Here is a 21,160-nt window from a genome sequence, read left to right on the forward strand (position 1 = left end):
CGCCTTTCTCTTTCAGGCGCACGGCTTCTTCCACTGCGATTTCGCAGAAGGGGTTCATCGACATCTTGACGTTGGCGAGGTCAACGCCGGAGTTGTCCGCTTTGACGCGAACTTTAACGTTGTAATCGACCACTCGTTTGACAGCTACAAGAACCTTCATGGATTCCTCGTTACTCTCCGGTGAAAAGAAAGTCGCCTAGGCGAACCTGGCGGTTGATGCTCATCAGCACAAGGGCACCTCCAAAGATCGTTGCCTTGCCCTGCTTATATAAAGAAGGACGAGTGCCCAAAACTTCCCTTTGCGACCGCTTATCGGATGTGACTGGCAAGTCATTCATCGCAATGACGTGTAAACTTCGCTCAAAAAATGGCAGGCCCCATCAGGCTAATGCCTGTGCCCTGTCTTTAGAGGTGCTCTTGAAACCAACAATCAGCCTACGGCGAGCGCAAAACCGCCCGTATCTTGACCGGAACGCCTTTTGCGGTCAATACAGCAAATCGGCCACTTTAGAGCCGCGCGTCATTGATTTGTCTGGGTTGCAGGGATTTCAAACAAACGTTTGTATTGGACCCCGCGGGTGGTGTAGATATAATGCCGCCCCTTAGAGAGAGCGGTGCGTCATCCATTGCGTCTTCAGCGAGCGCCGAGGAAATAATGGATGAAACGCCAAACCTCCAATTAGAAAAATACCGTTGAGCCTTGAGTAGGAGATAGCCTGTGGAACGCGAATACATGGAATTCGACGTGGTCATCGTCGGCGCCGGCCCTGCCGGTTTGTCCGCCGCCTGCCGTTTGAAGCAGAAGGCCGCCGAAGCCGGTAACGAAATCAGCGTCTGCGTGGTTGAAAAAGGCTCTGAAGTCGGTGCACACATCCTGTCTGGCGCCGTGTTTGAACCCCGCGCCCTGAACGAATTGTTCCCGGACTGGAAAGAACTGGGCGCTCCACTCAATACACCGGTCACCCGCGACGATATTTATGTACTGCGCAGTGATACCACCTCGACCAAGGTGCCGGACTTCTTTGTGCCCAAGACCATGCACAACGAAGGCAACTACATCATCTCGCTGGGCAACCTGTGCCGCTGGCTGGCGCAACAGGCCGAGAACCTGGGTGTGGAAATCTATCCCGGCTTTGCCGCACAAGACGTCCTGCTTGATGAAAACAACGTGGTCCGCGGGATCATCACTGGCGACTTGGGTGTTGACCGAGAAGGCAACCCAAAAGAAGGCCTGTACACCCCGGGCATGGAACTGCGCGGCAAGTACACGCTGTTCGCAGAAGGCTGCCGCGGTCACCTTGGTAAACAACTGATCGAACGCTTCAAGCTGGACGCCGACGCAGACAGTCAGCACTACGGTATCGGCCTGAAAGAAATCTGGGAAATCGACCCGTCCAAACATCAGCCCGGCCTTGTGGTTCACACCGCGGGCTGGCCTCTGGACGTTATGAGCAGCGAGAACACCGGCGGCTCTTTCCTGTATCACCTGGAAAACAACCAGGTCGTGGTCGGCCTGATTGTTGACCTGTCCTACAGCAACACCTTCCTTTCGCCGTTCGATGAGTTCCAGCGCCTCAAGCATCACCCGGTGCTCAAGCAGTACCTTGAAGGCGGCAAGCGCATCAGTTACGGCGCCCGAGCCATTTGCAAGGGCGGCTTGAACTCGCTGCCTAAAATGGTCTTCAACGGCGGCGCATTGATCGGTTGCGATTTGGGCACGCTGAACTTCTCCAAAATCAAGGGCAGCCACACGGCGATGAAGTCCGGCATGCTCGCCGCCGATGCAGTGGCTGATGCACTGCTCGCCGGTTCCGAAGGCGGTGATGCGCTCAATACGTACGTTGAAGCCTTCAAAGGCAGTTGGCTGTTCGACGAGTTGTTCGCCAGCCGTAACTTCGGTCCGGCGCTGCACAAGTTCGGCCCTATCCTGGGCGGCGGTTTCAACTGGATGGATCAGAACCTCTTCGGCGGCAAACTGCCGTTCACGTTGCACGACAACAAGCCAGACTACGCGTGCCTGAAGCTGGCCAAAGACTGTAAGAAGATCGACTACCCGAAACCCGACGGCAAGCTCAGCTTCGACAAACTCAGTTCAGTGTTCCTCTCCAGCACCAACCATGAAGAAGAACAGCCTTGTCACCTCAAGCTGCGCGATCCGAACATCCCGATCAGCGTCAACCTGCCGCTGTACGATGAGCCGGCTCAACGCTACTGCCCGGCGGGCGTGTATGAAGTGATCACTCAGGAAAGCGGTGAGAAGCGCTTCCAGATCAACGCGCAAAACTGCGTTCATTGCAAAACGTGCGACATCAAAGACCCGTCGCAGAACATCACTTGGGTTACCCCAGAAGGGGCTGGCGGCCCGACTTACCCGAATATGTAGGCCTGAAGCGGCCACTTAGCTGCTGAAGAGACGACAAGATGTCACGAGCGGCCCCGCTATCGGGGCCACTCACGCAATCATCAACAGTCTTACGCTGCTTTTAGTGGCGACAGGCACGCAAGAACTGCTCGCTACAATCCTCCCGCCCCTTCATGCCCCGGACTGCGCTCGAAATAGCGTTTGTACTCGCGGCTGAACTGCGACGTACTTTGATAACCCACCCGCTCTGCCACTTGCGCAACGCCCAAGCCCTCATTCAACAGCAACTGCTGAGCCCGCAATAAGCGCAAGCGCTTGAGGTACTGCACGGGCGACAACAGCGTACTGCGCTTGAAATGCTCATGAAAAGTGGAGGCGCTCATGTTCGCGCAACGCGCCAGCGTCTCGACGTTCAATGGCTCAGCGAAATGTTCGTGTAAATGGCTGAGGGACGCTGCCACCCGTGCGAACTGGCCTTGCTGCTCGACCAGCGCGCGCAATACGCCTGCCTGCGGTCCTCGCAAGGCCGCAAAGAGCACTTCGCGCAACCGCGCCTTGCCCATGATCCGGCACTCCAAAGGGTCGTGCAGACAGCGCAGTAACCGCTCAACCGCTTGGCGCATTTCGTCATCCAGCACGGCTGAGGTCATGGACTCGGGCGTTTGAGCAATAGCGCTGCGATCAGGATCACGCCCCATTGCCAGCACCAACTCACCGAGCACGGCGCGGTCAATACTGATGGCCACACCCAGCAGGGGAACTTGCTCAGATGCAAAGGTCTCACACTCGAACGGGACGGATAACGCCTGCACCAGATAATGCCCTGCGCCATATTCCAGTGTCCGCTGTCCGAGATAGGCCAACTTACTGCCCTGAGCGATGACCATTAGGCTAGGCTCATAAATCTGCGGCATGCGCGCCACTGCCCGACAGGCAGAAACCACGCGCACTTCGGGCAACAATGTCGATACAAAACCGATTTGCGAGGCCAACGGCTGGATCAATGAAACCAGCGTGGCATTCTCGTCGCGGTGGCGAGTCAAAAACATGCAGACAACTTCACAAGAGGAATAGACAGGCGCATCTTCGCAGAATTGACGGTTAAAACCAGATCCACCCCGACACGCCGGAGGAATAGGCATAACAGGCGGAGGAATCGTCATAGTCCTGACAGGCAGGCGGGCGCAAAATCACCTCCTTGTTTACAGTCAATGTTTCGCGAGGTTCTCCATGTCCAACGTCACCTATAACGCCATCGGCTACGCCGCTAAAACCGCTTGCGCTCCTTTGACGCCGATGCAGTTCAACCGTCGCGCGCCGCGCCCGGACGACGTCGCCATCGAGGTCATGTACTGCGGCGTGTGCCACTCCGATATTCACCAAGTGCGTAACGATTGGGGCTTTGCCGTTTACCCGGTCATGCCGGGCCACGAAATCGTCGGCAAAGTGACTGCAGTGGGCAGCGCCGTGACCAAGTACAACGTGGGCGATCTGGTTGGAGTGGGCTGCATGGTCGACTCGTGCCGCGAATGCTCCGCGTGCAAGGAAGACCTGGAGCAATATTGCCTCGAAGGTTTTACCCAAACGTACGGCTCGCCGGACCGCATCGATGGCACCACCACCATGGGCGGCTACTCGGACAGCATCGTGGTACGCGAAGATTTCGTGGTGCGCATCCCGGAAAACCTTGACCCGGCGAGCGCAGCACCGCTGCTGTGTGCCGGCATTACCACCTACTCGCCCCTGCAACACTACGGGGTTGAGCCGGGCGACAAGGTGGGTGTACTGGGCATGGGCGGCCTGGGCCATATGGGCATCAAGTTCGCCAAGGCCATGGGCGCTGAAGTGACCTTGTTCACCCGCTCCGCCGCTAAGGCCGAGGAAGCCCGTCGTCAGGGAGCCGATCACGTGATCGTGTCCACCGATGCCGAGCAAATGAAGGCCGCTGCTGGCAGCTTCGACTTCTTGCTGGACACCATTCCGGTGAAACACGACCTAAACCCCTACCTCGAAACCCTGCGTTTTGACGGGGTGCATATTCTGGTGGGCCTGATCGAACCGATTGAACCTGCTGTCAACGCCTTCAATCTGGTATTCAAACGCCGCGTGCTGGCCGGGTCGTTGATTGGTGGGATCGCTGAGACTCAGGAAATGCTCGACTTCAGCGCAGCCAACGGTATTACTTGCGACATCGAAATGCTCGACATCAAAAACATCAATCAGGCGTTTGAACGCGTGCAGAAAGGCGACGTGAAATACCGCTTTGTGATTGATATGAAAACGCTGAAAGCCTAAGCGTTTACGCACCCGGGTCCGGGGCGATGGGGAAAAACTCCCCATGGCTCCAGACGCCGAACCACAACTGACCGTCAATCGGTCGCGTTTGCGCCAGCTCTACCAACTGGTAGAACACATTGCGATGGATCAAGGCTTCCAGATTCCGGCGCACCCGTAGGTAGGGCGAGGGCTCCTGAGTGACAGGGTCGATCGCTACCCGCACCGGATGCTCAGGACCCGCCTCAATCAGATCATCCACATTAGTGATGAATCGCAGCACCTGCTGCTCTCCCTCCCCCTGCACATCCAGTGCAACTGCCACAAATGGCGCGTCATCGACCTTTATGCCGACTTTTTCCACCGGTGTGATCAGAAAATAATCATCACCATCGCGACGAATTATGGTCGAGAACAATTTGACCATTGGCTTACGACCGATCGGCGTTCCCATGTAATACCACGTGCCATCACGGGCGATGCGCATGTCGATATCACCACAAAACGCGGTGTCCCACAGATGAACCGGCGGCAATCCCTTGTCGGCTCTCGGGATTTGCGCCAACAGATTACTGACGTCAACCGGCTCGCTCATGGTGCTTCCCTCGCTCTATTGGTCGCTCAAGCCTATCAAGCTGCGGGCGTACTTAGCCAGCGGCGGGCCAATCAGGTCGGCTGGTTTGTTGTCATGGAACGTCAGCAAGCCGCCACGGCTGCGGATGGTCGCCGTATCGATCAGGTATTGGGTGCTGGTTTCAATCAACATCACTTGAATCACACCGCTATCGATGCCCAAACGACTGATCTCTTCCTGATCCAGCCACTCGTCACTGTTACCAATGCGGTCGTCGGCACGGGCAAACCGCGTGTACAACAAATAATGAGCGCCGTATCCCCGCGCTTCGGTCATTGCTTCATCCAGCCCGACCGGCGCCTTGGCGCGACGCACCATTGGGAAATATTCAACAAAACCGTTAAACGCCTCTTCCGCGACTACGTTGGGCCGAACATAAGGGTCGCCAATTGGCTTGAAGGGGCCCTGAGCGATGTAAATAAAGGAATCAGGCTGAATGCGCAGGGAATTGCTGCGGCGCGTGTTGCTATGGTCCAGCAGACCGGCATCACTCATTTGATCACGTGCGCCTTGACCCAGGTCGCTGACCTTCATGCATCCACCCAGCGCCAACAAAGCCAGCAAAACAAACAGACTACGCATCCTGATCTCCTGATGACCGGCGACAAAAAACCGGCGAGTAGTCGCGTAATGCAGTTTGCGCGCCAGTTTGTGCAGTCACTTGAGGTTTAGCGCGGCCCGGTTTTAGCCGCCGATGATTTTCATCACGGTGGCGCCACCCGAGAAGGCAATGTCCTGTTTGTCGCCCAGGGCTTTCATCAGCAACCCCTGCAATGCAGGCAACGCTTCGTGACGGGGCTTGTTGAGCAAGTCGCCGACATAATGGCGATTGCTTGACGATAAACAGCCATGCAGCCAGCCGGTAGAAGAGAGTCGCAAACGCGAGCAGGTTCGACAAAACGGCACGCTTTCGTTGGCAATCACACCAAAGTACCCGCAGCCCGGAATCTGGTAACGCACGGCAGTGGCATCCACCGGTGCATCGGCCTGCAAATATTCATGACGCTCGCCAATCAACGCGAGCAACTGTTGCAGGCTGACGAATTGTTGCAGGAACCCATTCCCGTCGCTGGCCAGATGCCCCATGCGCATGAGCTCGATAAAACGCAGCTCATAGCCGCGCTCCAGACAGTATTCGAGTAGCGGCATGACTTGATCGAGGTTCTGCCCGCGCAAGGGCACCATGTTGACCTTGATTTTCATGCCTGCATCGCTGGCCTGTTGCAGACCGTCGAGCACCGTGGCCAAGTCACCGCCGCGAGCAATGTTGCGGAAGGCATCGGGGTCCAGCGTATCGAGAGATACATTGAGACGACGAATGCCCGCATCCACCAACAGGGGCAATTTGCGAGCAAGCAATTGGCCATTAGTGGTCAGGCTGATATCACTCAGGCCCAACTGCCCGACTTCACGCATAAAAGTTTCAAGTTTGGGGCTTACCAGTGGCTCCCCCCCTGTAATACGCAAACGCTCAATGCCCGCTGCTTCTATCAGGTAGGCAACCCCACGCGCCATGGCCTCGGCCGACAATTCATCCTGCGCTGCCACGAGCCGCTTGCCATTGGGGACGCAATACGTGCAGGCATAGTTGCAAGCTGACGTCAGACTGATGCGCAAGTTGCGAAATTGTCTGCCTTGGCGGTCAACAATCATGGATGACTCCGGCACGAGAGAAAGGGGGTGCGCCAAAACCTGACTCAAGTATCAGATTTTGGCAAGACCCAAGCCTGAGTATAGGCGGCACGACAGGGTGCCATGCAGGGCTAAGCAGCAGTGTTAGTCGACTGCCGGCGTTTCTGAATCGCGCTTGCGCTTGTTGCCCATGCGCACACCGATGTCCATCAGGAACTGGAAAAAACCTTCCTGGTCTTCCAGCACATTGCTCCAGAACGGCGAGTGGTACAGCGCCACGGCGCCATGCACCAACGCCCAGGCGGCGCAATAGTGGAAATAAGGCGGCACGTCTTCCAGCTTGCCTTCACTGATACGGCCCTTGATGAGCAGGGTCAGGCGTTCAAAATTCGACGCGCGAATCTTGTGTAACTCCTCCACCAGCTCAGGCACCTGATTGCCTTTGACCACCTTCTCTTCAAGGCGGTCAAACAACCGATAACGTTGAGGGTCACGCATGCGGAATTCAAAATAGGCGCGCGACAGCGCTTCCTTATCCTTGTCCACGTCAGCGGAATGCAACAACGCGTTCAAATCGCGCTCGTAATCGAGCATCAGGCGCAAGTAGATCTCAGCCTTGGATTTGAAGTGCTTGTAAATAGTGCCTTTGCCGATACCGACGGCATCCGCAATCATCTCGACGGTGACGCTGTCTTCACCCTGTTCGAGGAACAGCTTGAGCGCGGTATCGAGAATTTCTTGCTCACGGCGACGAAACTCACGGACCTTACGGGGTTCTTTGTGCATAAGAAAAGGTCTGTAGGGGTCAAAATCGAAGCCCGGTATTATGCCTAAGTCACGCTAAATTGCACGGATCATCCTGCAAATCGATCGGTGCCGGGAAATTCTGTTGCAGCCGATACGTACTCAACCGAATCACGGGTATTCCAAATCTGTTTAAAAAATGTACAGCCAAGACTGGACGCCTGACAATGCTGACCAATACTTAAGGGGTCGGCGGTACATCCCCCCAAGTGCTTCGCCGATAAAGGCCGCCACGGACTGTGTGCCTTTGTTTTACTCCTAATGGTCTTAACCCGGATTCCCCCAGAGCCCGGGTTTTTTTTGCCTTTATGAAGGTCGGGCGATCAGCGCTGGACCCGTGCCAACGGAAACAGACGCTGGAAGTTTTCTGTGGTCTGCTCTGCAAAGCGTTCGTATGACTCACCACGGAGCATGGCCAGGAACTCAGCCACTTCTCGCACGTATTGCGGAAGATTCTGCTTGCCGCGGTAAGGAATGGGGGCGAGGTACGGAGAATCGGTCTCCACCAGCAAGCGGTCGGCAGGCACCTGACGGGCCACATCACGCAGCGCATCAGCATTGCGGAACGTCACGATGCCGGACAGCGAGATGTAAAACCCCAGGTCCAACGCAGCCTTGGCCATCTCCCAATCTTCGGTAAAGCAATGCAGCACACCCGCCTGTGGCAGTGCCGCTTCACGCAGCAGCGTCAATGTATCGGCGCGGGCGCCACGGGTATGAACCACCACGGGTTTGCCGGTCTGCTGCGCAGCCTCAAGGTGAACGCGAAATGACATCTGCTGCAATTCGGCCGCTTCAGGCTCGTAGTGATAATCCAGACCGGTTTCACCAATGGCCACTACACGCGGATGGTTCAACTCACCGAGCAACCAGTCCAGCGCCGGTGCAGCACCGGGCTGTACGTCCAGAGGGTGGACGCCCACCGAGCAATCTACATCGTCATAACGATCCGTCAGGGCTTTGACATCGGCCGCATTGTCGGCACTGACACCAATGCACAGAAAATGCCCCACACCTCGTTCCCGGGCCGCTTGCAGCGCGGCATCCAGCGAGCCGTCGTGGGCGCTTAAATCGAGACGGTCGAGATGGCAATGGGAGTCGACGAGCATAGCAATCACCTGCTTGGAATTTAAATCAGATCAGCGCTGGCCGGGCAGGCTTGCCCATTGCACCAGTAACGCTTCGAGCAACAGCACACGATTAAGGTTGGCTTTGCCCAGCACTTTCTGACGCTGGGCAAGAATCCAGTCCTGAATGTTCAACACGTTTGCCTGCGGGGTTTTCTGTGCCAGGTATTGCAGCACTTTGCGCATGTCTTCCAGGCCAAGGCCGGACTCATCCTGCGTCAGCTGATAACGCAGAATCAGGCTCGACCAGTCGCAGAACCAGTCAAACAGCAACAGCAAGGGAATCGCATTCCAGCTCTCCGCCAACTGAGTGGCCGACTGCTGATGCTTGAGCAATTTTTTCACGCCATCAACCACAGACGCACGTTGCTCGCGCACGCCTTGTGCCTGCAACTTAACCGCCGCCAAGGGTGAACCGGCTGCCAAGGTCAGCAACTCCACGCGTTCCTGGGCAGTGCAATCGGGCAAGGCCGTGGCCAGCCATTGCAGGCTGAGCGCCTCACTTGGCAGCGGGCAGGCTTGTTGCACACAACGACTGCGGATGGTGGGCAGCAAACGGCTGGACTGGTGGCTGACCAACAGCAACACCGTATCGCCCGAGGGCTCTTCCAGGCTTTTTAGCAAAGCATTGGCAGCATTGATGTTCATGGCCTCAACGGGCTCAACCAATACCACCTTGCGCCCCCCTAATTGGGCTGTCTGCACGACAAAACTCACGAGTTCCCGCACTTGATCGACCTTGATCGCCTTGTCGGCTTCTTCAGGCTCAAGAATGTAATTGTCAGGATGACTGCCCGCGGCCAGCAATAAACAGGATTTGCACGTGCCGCACGCTTCAAGCCCGTTTGGCTGCTTGCACAACAGACTGGCCATCAGGCGCTCGGCAAGGGCTCGCTTGCCGATGCCTGCGGGCCCGTGCAGCAAGTAAGCATGCGCGTGCTGGGCGCGCCCGGCCATTTGCTGCCACAAAGCGTCTTGCCACGGATAAGCCTCAGCCACGGTACATCCCTAGCAATTGTGGCAGCAGGTTATCCAATTGAGTCTGTACCTGCTCCAGGGTTTGAGCAGCGTCGATCAACCGATAACGCTGCGGCGCAGCCTCGGCGCGTTGCAGGTACGTGCTGCGAACGGCATCGAAGAAGGTACGGCCTTCCTGCTCAAAACGATCAAGTCGCCCCCGAGCACTGGCGCGGGCCATGCCCACTTCAATCGGCAAGTCGAACACCAGCGTTAAATCCGGACGCAGCCCCCCTTGCACAAAATCTTCGAGCACCGCGATGCGCCCGTGCGACAAACCACGACCGCCCCCCTGGTACGCATACGTTGCATCCGTAAACCGGTCGCACAGCACCACCGCACCGCGGGCCAGCGCCGGACGGATGACCTCGGCCAAATGCTGGGCTCGCGCAGCGAACACCAGCAGCAGCTCGGTATCGGCGCACATGGCATCTTCGCTCGGCGTCAGTAACAGCTCACGAATGCGCTCGGCCAACGGTGTACCGCCCGGTTCGCGGGTCAGCACTACATCAATGCCCTCCTCGCGCAAGCGTGCAGCCAGGTACTCACGGTTGGTGCTCTTGCCCGCACCTTCGGGGCCTTCCAGGGTAATAAACAAGCCAGTCACAGGCTGCGGTCCTTCATCAGTGTCATTGCTCGCCTTTCGGCTCGGTTTCAGCGGGTGCCGGCTCAACCGCAGGCTCTGTCTGTGGCGTCGCGTCCGCCGCTGGCGCGGGGCTCGAACGGTAATCAGCGCGGCGCTTGATCTGAAACTCGCGAACGGCATTGTTGTGCGCGTCCAGATCGTCCGAGAATGTATGGCTGCCATCGCCCTTGGCCACAAAATACAGGCTGCTGCCGCTGACCGGGTGCAAAGCCGCATGAATCGCCTCGCGCCCCACCATGGCAATCGGTGTCGGCGGAAGACCGGGGATGGTGTAGGTGTTGTAAGGCGTTGGCTCACGCAGATGGGCACGGGTCAACTTGCCGTTATAACGCTCACCCAGGCCATAGATGACAGTAGGGTCTGTCTGCAAAGGCATACCGATTTTCATGCGACGCACAAATACCCCGGCAATTTGCCCACGCTCATGGGGCACACCGGTTTCTTTCTCGACCAGCGACGCCATGGTCAACGCCTGATAGGGATCGGTGTAAGGCACCCCTGGGTCGCGCTGCTCCCATTCTTCGGCCAACACTTTGTGCAGGCGGTCGTAGGCTTTTTCAAGGAGCTGCGCATCGCTCATGCCGCGCACAAAACGATAGGTGTCAGGAAAGAAACGTCCTTCCGGGAATTCACCCGGATGCCCGAGTTTATCCATCACTTCACTGTCGCTCAGGCCATCAAGCGTCTGCTCGATTTTTTCGTGCCGGGCCAATGCACTGCGCACCTGGCGGAAATTCCAGCCTTCCACCAGCGTCAAGCTGTATTGCACCACTTCGCCACGCTGCCACAGGCCAATAAGGTCGTGCGCCGTCATGCCGGGCGTCATCCGGTACTCGCCGCTGTGCAACGGCTGCCCCGCGAGGTTGAAACGCCAATAGAGGCGCAGCCAGAATGCGTCGCTAAGTGTGTCGTCTGCCTCAAGGCGATTGAAAGTCCCGGTCGGGGTTGCGCCAGCGGGCACATCAAGCAGTTGCTCTTGGGTCAGGTTCAGCGGTTGTTCAAGCGCAGCGTTGAGTTTCCAGGCACCAGCGCCCAGCACAAGGCCCGCCAGCACCAGACCTGTCTCCAGCAGCAGCAGCAAGAATTTACGTTTCACGAATCAAACATCCAATAGGGTGCGGGCAATGCCTTGCAGTTTACGGGTGAGCGGCCCCACCGGCCAGCTCAGGTCTGCAAATGCGCGCACAGGCCAAACGCCATACACGCTGTTGCAGACAAACAATTCATCAGCCTGTTGCAACTGCTCAAGGCTGATATCGGTGACATGACACGGGATAGCCAGACGCTCGGCCTCAGCCAGTAACGCCGCCCGCATAACGCCGGCCACACCGCTGCGTTGCAGGTCCGGCGTGAGCAATATGCCGTCCCGTACCAGAAAAATATTACTGAAAACGCCTTCTATGACCCGACCTGATGTATCACGCATCAAACCTTCGGCGTAGGCAGGATCTTGCCATTCGGAGCGAGCAATCACTTGCTCCAGTCGGCAGAGGTGCTTGAGCCCCGCCAGCAGCGGCTGTTCGGACAACCGCGTGGCACAGTCATAGAGAGCAACCCCATCGCGGGCGTTAGCCAGCGGATAGGCAGCAGAGGGACTGGCTTGCAGAATTCTTCGAGGCTGCGCCTCGGCAAATGCGCCATAACCGCGCTGGCCATCGCCGCGGGTCAGGATCAGTTTGAGTACGCCCTCACCCATCTGGTGCGCGTAAGCCAGCAGCTCACTGCGGATCAAAGCGTGATCCGCAGTGATCGCCAACCGGGAACACCCCAGCGCCAGACGCTGCATGTGCAGCTCCAGCAACCGGGGACTGCCAGCCTTGACGGCAATGGTTTCGAACAAACCATCACCGTAGGCCAGCCCACGGTCCTGGAGCGACGGCAGACCGTCAGCTGGCAGACCGTCGACCCAGCTGTGCATCACTCGGCGTACCGGCGGAACACCAGTGAGCCGTTGGTGCCGCCAAAACCGAAGGAGTTGGAAAGCACGACATCAATCGGCATTTCGCGCGGCGTGTGCGGCACAAAATCCAGATCGCAACCTTCATCAGGCTCGTCGAGGTTGATGGTCGGCGGCGCGATCTGGCTGTTGATGGCCAGCACGCTGAAAATTGCCTCCACGGCCCCTGCTGCACCGAGCAAGTGACCAGTCATCGACTTGGTCGAGCTGACAGCCAACTGGTAGGCGTAATCACCGAACACCGACTTGATCGCCGAGACTTCTGCCAGGTCACCAGCAGGCGTCGACGTGCCGTGTGCATTGATGTATTGCACTTGATCAACGTTCAGCTTCGCATCACGCAAGGCATTGGTGATGCAGCGTGCCGCGCCCGCGCCATCTGCCGGTGGCGAGGTCATGTGATAAGCGTCGCCGCTCATCCCGAAACCGATCAGCTCGGCATAAATGGTCGCGCCCCGGGCCTTTGCATGCTCAAGCTCCTCAAGCACCAATGCACCGGCGCCGTCGGACAGCACGAAGCCGTCACGGCCCTTGTCCCACGGACGGCTGGCGCGTGTCGGGTCGTCGTTGCGCGTCGACAGCGCACGGGACGCGCCGAAGCCGCCCATACCCAGACCGCACGCCGCCATTTCGGCACCGCCGGCAATCATTACATCGGCTTCGCCGTAAGCAATGTTGCGCGCCGCCATGCCGATGCAGTGCGTACCTGTGGTACACGCCGTCGAGATGGCATAGTTAGGCCCCTGTGTGCCCAAGTGGATAGACAGGAAACCGGAAATCATATTGATGATCGAACCCGGCACAAAAAACGGAGAAATCCGTCGTGGGCCTTGTTCATGCAAGGTACGGCTGGTTTCTTCGATATTGGTCAAACCGCCAATACCTGACCCCATCGCCACACCGATGCGTTCACGATTGGCGTCAGTGACTTCAAGACCGGCATTACGCACTGCCTGGAAACCAGCGGCCAAACCGTATTGAATAAACAGGTCAAGTTTTCGGGCTTCTTTAACGGAGAGGTAATCCTCGACGTTAAAGCCCTGTACCGAGCCGCCAAAACGGGTGGAATAGGCAGAAAGATCCGTGTGTTCGATCAGACCAATGCCACTGCGGCCTGCCAGAATGCCTTGCCAGGTGCTCGGAACATCCGCACCCAGTGGCGACAACATCCCCATACCGGTGACTACGACGCGTCTACGCGACACAGCACTCTCCTTTATTCTATTGACGACACTTTGCATCACGCCTAAAGAAAAAACCGCACGCCTGAGCGGCAGTGCGGTTTTTCCATGACAGCGTGCAACGATTACAAACTATTACGCCTGGTGGGCAGTAACGTAATCGATAGCAGCTTGTACAGTAGTGATCTTCTCAGCTTCTTCGTCAGGAATTTCGGTCTCGAATTCCTCTTCCAGAGCCATCACAAGCTCAACGGTGTCAAGGGAGTCGGCACCCAGGTCTTCAACGAAGGAAGCGCTGTTGGTCACTTCTTCTTCTTTAACGCCCAGTTGCTCGGCAACGATTTTCTTGACGCGTTCTTCGATGGTGCTCATACCTTGTTTTCACTCCTAATGGACAAATTCAGGCAGCTGGCCAGTGGGCAAGTGTATCTAAAGGCTTTTCAATTTTTCAACTGAAAGCTTTGCACGTGCCCCGCGATGACCGGCTACCTATAAAAAGATGCAGCTTTATAACGGATTTTAGACAGCTCGTATGACATTTTTTTGAAGCAATCCGTCACATTTAACTCATGTACATCCCGCCGTTGACCGGGATTGTAGCCCCAGTCACGTAAGCTGCGCCGTCCGAAGCCAGGAAAGAAACCACATTCGCGATTTCTTGAGCCTGCCCCAGGCGACCCAGTGGAATCTGTGTCAGCAACGCTTCACGCTGTGCTTCAGGCAATTCGCGCGTCATGTCGGTATCGATAAAGCCAGGCGCTACCGAGTTGACCGTGATGGAGCGCGAGCCCACTTCACGCGCCAGAGCACGACTGAAACCTTCGAGGCCGGCCTTGGCGGCGGCATAGTTTACTTGGCCTGCGTTGCCCATGGCACCCACAACCGAGCCAATGTTGATAATTCGACCCCAACGGGCTTTGGTCATGCCGCGCAAAACACCCTTGGACAGGCGGAACAGACTGTTCAAGTTGGTATCGACAACGTCATGCCACTCGTCGTCTTTCATGCGCATCATCAGGTTATCGCGGGTGATGCCGGCATTATTGACCAGAATTGCCGGCGCACCGAATTGCTCCTGGATGCTGGCCAATACCGCTGCCACCGATTCGTCATTGGTGACGTTCAGTTCCATGCCAGTGCCTTGAACACCGTTTTCTTTCAGCGTAGCGGCAATGCGCTCAGCGCCAGAGGCCGAGGTCGCGGTACCGATAACGACGGCGCCCTGACGCCCCAACTCCAGTGCGATCGCCTGGCCAATGCCACGGCTAGCGCCTGTTACCAGTGCAACTTTACCTTGCAAGCTCATGCAGGATTCTCCTGATTCAGACCAGTGCCGCACGCGCAGCGGCGAAGGCATCCGGGGTATTCAAATTGTGGGTGGTGACGCCTTCAGCGCAACGCTTGCTGATGCCCGCCAGCACTTTGCCCGGGCCGCATTCAACCAGATCAACCGGGCCATTGGCCGCCAGACATTGAACCGACTCAACCCAACGCACAGGCTTGTAGAGCTGCTCGAGCAAATCGCGCTTGATGACATTCAGATCATTTGTCACGGCCGCGCTGACGTTTTGCACCAAAGAGATCTTTGGATCGTTCCAGCGGATGGCTTCGATGGCTTCAGCAAAACGCTCTGCCGCAGGGCGCATCAGCTCGCAGTGGGACGGCACGCTGACCGGCAACGGCAGCGCACGCTTGGCGCCAGCCGCCTTGCACAGTTCCATGGCGCGCTCAACAGCCGCCTTGGTGCCCGCGATCACGACTTGACCCGGCGAGTTGAAGTTAACAGCACTGACCACGTCACCTTGCGCGGCGTCAGCACATGCTTGGATGACCACAGCATCGTCCAGGCCAAGAATCGCCGCCATGGCGCCTTGACCGGCAGGAACAGCTTCCTGCATCAGACGGCCACGGCACTCCACCAGTTTGACCGCCTCAGCCAGAGTCAGGCATTCAGCGGCTACAAGTGCGCTGTATTCACCCAAGCTATGGCCCGCGACAAAATCAGGACGCTTGCCCCCTTCGGCCAGCCACAGGCGCCACAAGGCAATCGAGGCCGTCAGAATGGCAGGCTGCGTAATATCAGTTTGATTCAGCTTCTCGGCAGGGCCTTCCTGGGTCAACGCCCACAGGTCGTAACCCAGCGATTTGGAGGCTTCCGTAAAGGTTTCCAGGACCAGCGGGTGTGCCGCGCCCAGCTCGGCCAACATGCCGAGGGACTGCGAACCCTGCCCTGGAAAGACGAATGCGAGGGATGTAGACATGTAACAAGCCCCTAATAATCTGGTCGTCGGTGAATTGACGTTCCGCCATTGCGGACGCAAGAAACTGACAGTTGGATGGCTGTTTGGACCGAGCGGTCACATTTAAGCACTCGACCTTCAAAACGCCTACGGTAACAACCCTTCAAGACGTCCATGCAAACGCTTTGGCAGGTCTTCATGGATTTCAATCAGCGCACGCTCTATCGCGCTTTGAAAGCCCTGAGCACCTGCCGAACCGTGACTTTTAATGACTATGCCCTGCAACCCCAAAAAACTCGCGCCATTGTGTCGCGCAGGCGCAAGATCAGCCTGCAGGCGACGCAGCAACGGCAACGCCAGCACCCCGACAAAACGACCCGCGACTGTGCGTTTGAACAACGCTTCAATGCGGCCCGCGATCATGGTGGCCAGACCTTCGCTGGACTTGAGCAGAATATTTCCGACAAATCCGTCGCACACCACGACGTCCGCTTCCCCCCGATACAGGCCGTCACCTTCGACGAAACCGATGTAGTTCAATCCCGGCGCAGACTGAAGCAAGGTCGCCGCCTCTTTGACTTGCTGATTACCTTTGATGTCCTCAGTACCAATATTGAGCAGCGCTACGCGTGGGCGTAACGTGCCAAGCGCCTGAGCGGCCACCGACCCCATCACGGCAAACTGAAACAACTGCTGCGCAGTGCAGTCGACATTGGCCCCGAGGTCCAGCAACTGACAATAGCCTGCTTGTGTGGGTACTGCTGCCACCATTGCCGGACGATCAATACCCGGGAGTGTTTTGAGAACAAACCGCGAAAGGGCCATCAAGGCCCCCGTATTGCCCGAACTCACGCACGCCTGCACTTTGCCATCGCGCAACAATTCCAGCGCCACGCGCATGGAAGAGTCCGGCTTGCCACGCAAGGCATGGGAAGGCCGCTCACTCATGGAAATGACTTCGCAGGCAGGTGTAATGGTCAGGCGCGAGCGATCAACAGTCGAATGGCTGGCAATCAATTCTTCAAGTACGGAGGGTTGACCAACAAGGGTCAGGTGAAGCGAGGGCGTAGCAGATAGGCAAGCGATACATGCCTGAACAATGCTGCGGGGACCGAAGTCCCCGCCCATTGCGTCGATCGCGATGACCTGAACGGACAAGTGATTACTCGTCAGCGCCCTTGTCGATCACTTTACGACCACGGTATACGCCTTCTGGCGATACGTGGTGACGCAGGTGAATTTCACCGGTGGTTTTTTCTACAGACAGCGTGCTAGCCGAAAGAGCATCGTGCGAACGACGCATGTCACGGGCAGAGCGGGATTTTTTGTTCTGCTGAACAGCCATAATTGATTAACTCCTAAACGTTTGGGTCACGCTTTAACTGCGCCAATACACTGAACGGGTTGGACCGCGTTACCTCGTCCTCGCCTGGATCGGGCTCATCGAGACCCGCCGGCTGCTGGCATTCTTCCGGATGATGAGCAGGCACAATGGGCAAGGCGAGCAAAAGCTCCTCCTCGATCAGTGCATGCAGATCCAATGGATCTTCGCCCAGTTCCAGCACGTCATAACCTTTCGGTAACGACTGGGTATTCGCACCCTCTTTCACCACGGCATAACTGCATTCGCTATGGATCGGCAGGGTGACCAGCTCAAGACAACGCTGGCAAACCATCTTGACCTCGACGTCGATGGAGCTGTGTATTACCACAGATCTTCGCTCGTCGCGCTCAAAAACAAATTTAGCCTGCACCGTACCGACATCGTCGGAAAGCGGGTCGCAGAGTCTCTCCAAATCGGCCAGCAGCACTTCACCTTGAAGGGTAGTGCCACGATCAGCCAATTTGCGCGGGTCAACGTGAGGTGGAATCGGGTCATTCAACATAGGCGCAGCATTCTAGGGACGACCCCCTCACCTGTCAAAGGAAATTGTGCCTGTGCGACATCCCGTGCGCCCGCTAGAATCGCCGCTCATCTTCAGGAGACGCGCATGCTGCCTTTATTACTTGCCTCAAGCTCGGTTTATCGTCGCCAATTGCTCGACCGCCTGCGCCTTCCTTTCACGTGCAGCTCACCCGACATAGACGAAGCCCACCGCCCCGAAGAGAGCGCAACCGAACTGGTCCGACGCCTGTCCCTGCAAAAGGCGCAAGCCCTCGCCAGCAGCCATCCCGAGCACCTTATCATCGGCTCCGACCAAGTGGCCGTCCTTAACGGAAAGATCATTGGCAAGCCTCACACCTTTGACAACGCACGCCAGCAACTGTTGAACGCCAGCGGCGCCAGCGTCAGCTTCCTGACCGGCCTTACGCTACTCAATAGCCAGACCGGCAACTACCAGACCGACTGCGTACCGTTCACCGTGCACATGCGCTCGCTCAGCACACAGCAGATCGAACGCTACCTGCGCGCCGAGCAGCCCTATGATTGCGCGGGCAGCTTCAAAGCCGAAGGACTTGGGGTGAGTCTGTTTCAGCGCACTGAAGGCGACGACGCCACCAGCCTGGTCGGCTTACCACTGATCAGCCTGGTAAACATGCTTATTAATGAAGGCATCAGCATCCCCTGACACCGGCCTCAGACACAAAAAAGCCGACCTTCTCAGGTCGGCTTTTTAGCAACACCCCTCAACGAAGGGTCGGCCCCTGAAACCCCATCCACAGGGCTATATGTTCCGCCACGCTGGCACCCAGCTTTTTAGAGAATCGATCGAACGCCGACTCTTGCACCGTGAAGTCAACCAGCTCTTTCTCGCCGATCACGTCCCGCGCAACCGAACTGGCATTGCCCAATCCATCAATCAACCCTAAGGGCAGCGCCTGCTGACCCGTCCAGACCAACCCCGAAAACAGCTCGGGATGCTCCTTATCCTTCAAACGATCGCCACGCCCCTGCTTGACGCTTGCAATGAACTGCTCATGGGTAACATTCAGCACACCCTGCCAGAACTTGGTTTCATCCGGCTTTTCAGGCTCGAACGGATCCAGAAACGCCTTGTGCTCGCCCGAGGTGTAAGCGCGACGCTGAATACCCAGCTTTTCCATCGCACCGACAAATCCGAAACCGGCCGCTGTCACGCCAATCGAACCAACCAGACTGGCCTTGTCGGCATAGATCTCATCGGCCGCGCTCGCAATGTAATAAGCCCCTGAAGCCCCGAGATCGGAGATCACCGCATACACCTTGGTATCCGGGTGCAACCCGCGCAGACGGCGTATTTCGTCGTACACATAACCCGATTGCACAGGACTGCCGCCCGGACTATTGATGCGCAGCACCACACCTTTAACTTTCGGATCATCAAATGCCGCTTGCAGACTGGTCACCAGATTGTCGGCACTGGCCTGCTCTTTATCCGCGATGACACCACGCACATCGATCAGCGCACTGTAATGCGCACCTGAAGCGGCGTTGCGTTCCATATCCATCAACGGCGTAAAGGTCAGAAGGACAGCTACCAACAACAAGAATGAGAGCAGCTTGAAGAAAATTCCCCAGCGACGCGCACGACGCTGCTCCTGAATGCCGGCCAGCAAGGTTTTTTCCAGCAGCTTCCAGCTCTTGTCATCGCCAGCAGCGGGCTCAGCCTCGGCAGGCGCCTTCCATTGATCAACCATGCATTACCTCAGCAAAGACGTGAATGAGTGCGCGTCTCCAACCAGCCACGCAACTCGGGAAAATGATCGATCTCCAGCATCGGGCCAAAGTCGCGCAAACGCTCAATGGACTGAGCCCCATAACTCACAGCAACCGAATCAATACCGGCATGACGCGCCATTAGCAGATCAAAGGAGGCATCACCCACCATCAGCGCCTGCCCTGGCTGCATGTCGCATTGCGCAAGAATTTGATTAAGCATCAAGGGATCCGGCTTGCTGGCCGTCTCATCTGCCGCGCGAGTCACATCGAAAAACCGCTCCCAGCCATGAGCCTTGAGCACGCGATCCAATCCGCGCCGCGCCTTTCCTGTTGCCACAGCCAGACGATAGCCCTGCGCACGAAAAGCCTCAAGCGACTCGGCCACACCAGCAAACAAAGGGGAAGGTTCAGCATCCAGGGCGATATAGGTATCCGCATAATGCTGACGAAAGGCAATAACCTGATCGGGCGCCATGTCGGGATAAAGCGTCAGGATCGCCTCCGGCAGCCCCAGCCCGATAATGCCCTTGATTGCATCGTCATCACGCTCGGCACGCCCTGCACGCAGGGCGGCCTCCCGCATCGAAGTCACAATACGGCCGATGGAATCCGCCAGCGTGCCATCCCAATCAAAAATCAGCAGTTTGTACTCAGACGACACTCAGCCGCTCCACGGTTTTGGCCCACATTTCGTCGACAGGCGCCTGAAACTTCATTTCACCCCCATCCGGCATCGGCACCGTCAGCATGTAAGCGTGCAAGAACAAGCGCTTGCCACCCAGATCGCGAATCTCCTTGGAGAAACCTTCCTCGCCGTACTTGGTATCGCCCGCAATGCAATGCCCGGCATGCAAGGTGTGCACGCGGATCTGATGGGTACGACCGGTAATGGGCTTGGCCTCAATCAGCGTGGCGAAATCGCCAAACCGACGCAGCACCTTGAACACCGTGACCGATTCTTTCCCCTCTTCATTCACTTCAACCATGCGCTCACCGGAACGCAAGTTACTTTTCATCAGCGGCGCGCGCACCTGCTTGATGGAAGACGCCCAATTGCCGCGCACCAGCGCCATATAGCGCTTGTCGATACCATCGCCGCGCAACGCCTCGTGCAAGTGACGCAACATGCTGCGTTTTTTGGCAATCATCAGCAGACCAGAGGTATCTCGGTCGAGACGGTGCACCAACTCCAACTCTTTGACGTCAGGGCGCAACTGACGAAAGGCTTCAATAACGCCGAAATTAAGACCACTGCCACCATGCACCGCAATACCCGCAGGCTTGTTCAGCACAATCAAGGCCTTGTCTTCATAGACAATCGCCGCCTCAAGTCGCTGCAAAAGACCCTGAGCCAGCGGCACAGGCTCATCGCGCTCAGGGACTCGAACAGGAGGCACGCGCACGATATCGCCCGCCTGAAGTTTGTACTCAGGCTTGATCCGCCCCTTGTTAACGCGCACTTCGCCTTTACGCAAAATGCGGTAAATCAAGGTCTTGGGGACACCTTTGAGGCGAGCAAGAAGAAAATTATCGATGCGTTGGCCGGCATATTCCGGCGAGACCTCAAGCAGCTGGACGCTGGGGGTCGGGGGGGTAGTCGTCGTCATGGCGCGGATGATAACAATTTTTTATGGAATTGAAGCACT

General features: G+C 57.2%; 23 protein-coding genes and 1 pseudogene. 3 read left to right on the forward strand and 21 right to left on the reverse strand.

Annotated features, from left to right (window positions below; genetic code table 11):
- A pseudogene (locus HBN61_RS18570) lies at positions 1 to 160 on the reverse strand (electron transfer flavoprotein subunit beta/FixA family protein); the annotation flags it as partial.
- A gap of 558 nt (positions 161 to 718) precedes the next feature.
- Between HBN61_RS18570 and HBN61_RS18575 the strand changes: the two are divergent.
- Positions 719 to 2,383, forward strand: coding sequence for an electron transfer flavoprotein-ubiquinone oxidoreductase (locus tag HBN61_RS18575; RefSeq protein WP_094994700.1), 1,665 nt, complete (start codon positions 719 to 721; stop codon positions 2,381 to 2,383).
- 131 nt (positions 2,384 to 2,514) lie between these two features.
- On the opposite strand, the gene HBN61_RS18580 is transcribed toward HBN61_RS18575, so the two are convergent.
- Positions 2,515 to 3,411: an AraC family transcriptional regulator gene (locus HBN61_RS18580; RefSeq protein WP_169965476.1), complete on the reverse strand. Its 897-nt coding sequence runs from the start codon at positions 3,409 to 3,411 to the stop codon at positions 2,515 to 2,517.
- Between the two features lie 181 nt (positions 3,412 to 3,592).
- Here HBN61_RS18580 and HBN61_RS18585 point away from each other — a divergent pair, with 181 nt between their 5' ends.
- A complete protein-coding gene (locus HBN61_RS18585) occupies positions 3,593 to 4,657 on the forward strand; it encodes an NAD(P)-dependent alcohol dehydrogenase (protein ID WP_170047549.1) in 1,065 nt (354 codons plus the stop codon).
- Positions 4,658 to 4,661: 4 nt separating this feature from the next.
- Here HBN61_RS18585 and HBN61_RS18590 read toward each other — a convergent pair whose 3' ends face one another.
- From HBN61_RS18590 to HBN61_RS18665, 16 genes are all read right to left on the reverse strand, one after another.
- A complete protein-coding gene (locus HBN61_RS18590) occupies positions 4,662 to 5,231 on the reverse strand; it encodes a DUF1285 domain-containing protein (protein ID WP_094994697.1) in 570 nt (189 codons plus the stop codon).
- Positions 5,232 to 5,246: 15 nt separating this feature from the next.
- The gene (locus HBN61_RS18595; protein ID WP_094994696.1) at positions 5,247 to 5,852 is read right to left on the reverse strand and encodes a DUF4823 domain-containing protein; all 606 of its coding nucleotides are present in this window, start codon (positions 5,850 to 5,852) and stop codon (positions 5,247 to 5,249) included.
- Positions 5,853 to 5,954: 102 nt separating this feature from the next.
- A complete protein-coding gene (locus HBN61_RS18600; RefSeq protein WP_170047551.1) occupies positions 5,955 to 6,923 on the reverse strand; it encodes a GTP 3',8-cyclase MoaA in 969 nt (322 codons plus the stop codon).
- A 123-nt stretch (positions 6,924 to 7,046) separates the two neighbouring features.
- Positions 7,047 to 7,688 (reverse strand): TetR/AcrR family transcriptional regulator, encoded by a 642-nt coding sequence (locus HBN61_RS18605; protein ID WP_170047553.1) that lies wholly within the window; start codon positions 7,686 to 7,688, stop codon positions 7,047 to 7,049.
- Positions 7,689 to 8,029: 341 nt separating this feature from the next.
- Positions 8,030 to 8,815: a TatD family hydrolase gene (locus HBN61_RS18610; RefSeq protein WP_170047555.1), complete on the reverse strand. Its 786-nt coding sequence runs from the start codon at positions 8,813 to 8,815 to the stop codon at positions 8,030 to 8,032.
- Between the two features lie 30 nt (positions 8,816 to 8,845).
- A complete protein-coding gene (locus HBN61_RS18615; RefSeq protein ID WP_170047557.1) occupies positions 8,846 to 9,832 on the reverse strand; it encodes a DNA polymerase III subunit delta' in 987 nt (328 codons plus the stop codon).
- Positions 9,825 to 10,457: a dTMP kinase gene (gene tmk / locus HBN61_RS18620; protein ID WP_169965482.1), complete on the reverse strand. Its 633-nt coding sequence runs from the start codon at positions 10,455 to 10,457 to the stop codon at positions 9,825 to 9,827. Before tmk ends, HBN61_RS18615 begins: the two co-directional genes overlap by 8 nt.
- A 22-nt stretch (positions 10,458 to 10,479) precedes the next feature.
- Entirely contained in the window at positions 10,480 to 11,592 is a 1,113-nt protein-coding gene (mltG, locus tag HBN61_RS18625) for an endolytic transglycosylase MltG (protein ID WP_170047559.1), read from the reverse strand.
- Between the two features lie 3 nt (positions 11,593 to 11,595).
- Positions 11,596 to 12,414 carry an aminodeoxychorismate lyase gene (gene pabC / locus HBN61_RS18630; protein ID WP_170047561.1) on the reverse strand — a complete coding sequence of 273 codons (819 nt, stop codon included), beginning with the start codon at positions 12,412 to 12,414 and terminating at the stop codon, positions 11,596 to 11,598.
- Positions 12,414 to 13,658, reverse strand: coding sequence for a beta-ketoacyl-ACP synthase II (fabF, locus tag HBN61_RS18635; protein ID WP_094994688.1), 1,245 nt, complete (start codon positions 13,656 to 13,658; stop codon positions 12,414 to 12,416). The genes pabC and fabF overlap by 1 nt, the downstream gene beginning before the upstream one ends.
- Positions 13,659 to 13,769: 111 nt before the next feature.
- A complete protein-coding gene (acpP, locus tag HBN61_RS18640) occupies positions 13,770 to 14,006 on the reverse strand; it encodes an acyl carrier protein (RefSeq protein WP_016973676.1) in 237 nt (78 codons plus the stop codon).
- Between the two features lie 190 nt (positions 14,007 to 14,196).
- A complete protein-coding gene (gene fabG, locus HBN61_RS18645) occupies positions 14,197 to 14,940 on the reverse strand; it encodes a 3-oxoacyl-ACP reductase FabG (protein ID WP_094994687.1) in 744 nt (247 codons plus the stop codon).
- Between the two features lie 16 nt (positions 14,941 to 14,956).
- Complete coding sequence (gene fabD / locus HBN61_RS18650; RefSeq protein ID WP_170047563.1) at positions 14,957 to 15,895, reverse strand: ACP S-malonyltransferase; 939 nt, start codon at positions 15,893 to 15,895, stop codon at positions 14,957 to 14,959.
- Between the two features lie 126 nt (positions 15,896 to 16,021).
- Entirely contained in the window at positions 16,022 to 17,032 is a 1,011-nt protein-coding gene (gene plsX, locus HBN61_RS18655) for a phosphate acyltransferase PlsX (protein ID WP_094994685.1), read from the reverse strand.
- A 4-nt stretch (positions 17,033 to 17,036) separates the two neighbouring features.
- A complete protein-coding gene (gene rpmF / locus HBN61_RS18660; protein ID WP_003442519.1) occupies positions 17,037 to 17,219 on the reverse strand; it encodes a 50S ribosomal protein L32 in 183 nt (60 codons plus the stop codon).
- Positions 17,220 to 17,232: 13 nt separating this feature from the next.
- Positions 17,233 to 17,760, reverse strand: coding sequence for a YceD family protein (locus HBN61_RS18665; RefSeq protein ID WP_047276241.1), 528 nt, complete (start codon positions 17,758 to 17,760; stop codon positions 17,233 to 17,235).
- Between the two features lie 105 nt (positions 17,761 to 17,865).
- Here HBN61_RS18665 and HBN61_RS18670 point away from each other — a divergent pair, with 105 nt between their 5' ends.
- The gene (locus tag HBN61_RS18670) at positions 17,866 to 18,444 is read left to right on the forward strand and encodes a Maf family protein (protein WP_169965488.1); all 579 of its coding nucleotides are present in this window, start codon (positions 17,866 to 17,868) and stop codon (positions 18,442 to 18,444) included.
- Between the two features lie 58 nt (positions 18,445 to 18,502).
- Here the strand turns inward: HBN61_RS18670 and sppA are convergent, their stop codons facing one another.
- From sppA to rluC, 3 genes are read right to left on the reverse strand one after another with little or no spacing between them, the layout of a single operon-like run.
- Positions 18,503 to 19,492: a signal peptide peptidase SppA gene (sppA, locus tag HBN61_RS18675; RefSeq protein WP_169965489.1), complete on the reverse strand. Its 990-nt coding sequence runs from the start codon at positions 19,490 to 19,492 to the stop codon at positions 18,503 to 18,505.
- An 8-nt stretch (positions 19,493 to 19,500) separates the two neighbouring features.
- On the reverse strand, positions 19,501 to 20,175 hold the full coding sequence (locus HBN61_RS18680) for an HAD-IA family hydrolase (protein WP_094994682.1): 675 nt from the start codon (positions 20,173 to 20,175) through the stop codon (positions 19,501 to 19,503).
- Positions 20,165 to 21,121 carry a 23S rRNA pseudouridine(955/2504/2580) synthase RluC gene (gene rluC, locus HBN61_RS18685; protein WP_094994681.1) on the reverse strand — a complete coding sequence of 319 codons (957 nt, stop codon included), beginning with the start codon at positions 21,119 to 21,121 and terminating at the stop codon, positions 20,165 to 20,167. The genes HBN61_RS18680 and rluC overlap by 11 nt, the downstream gene beginning before the upstream one ends.
- Between the last annotated feature and the right edge of the window lie 39 nt (positions 21,122 to 21,160).

Origin of the sequence: Pseudomonas sp. WS 5071, from assembly GCF_012985765.1 — a bacterium.
Taxonomy (GTDB): domain Bacteria; phylum Pseudomonadota; class Gammaproteobacteria; order Pseudomonadales; family Pseudomonadaceae; genus Aquipseudomonas; species Aquipseudomonas lundensis_A.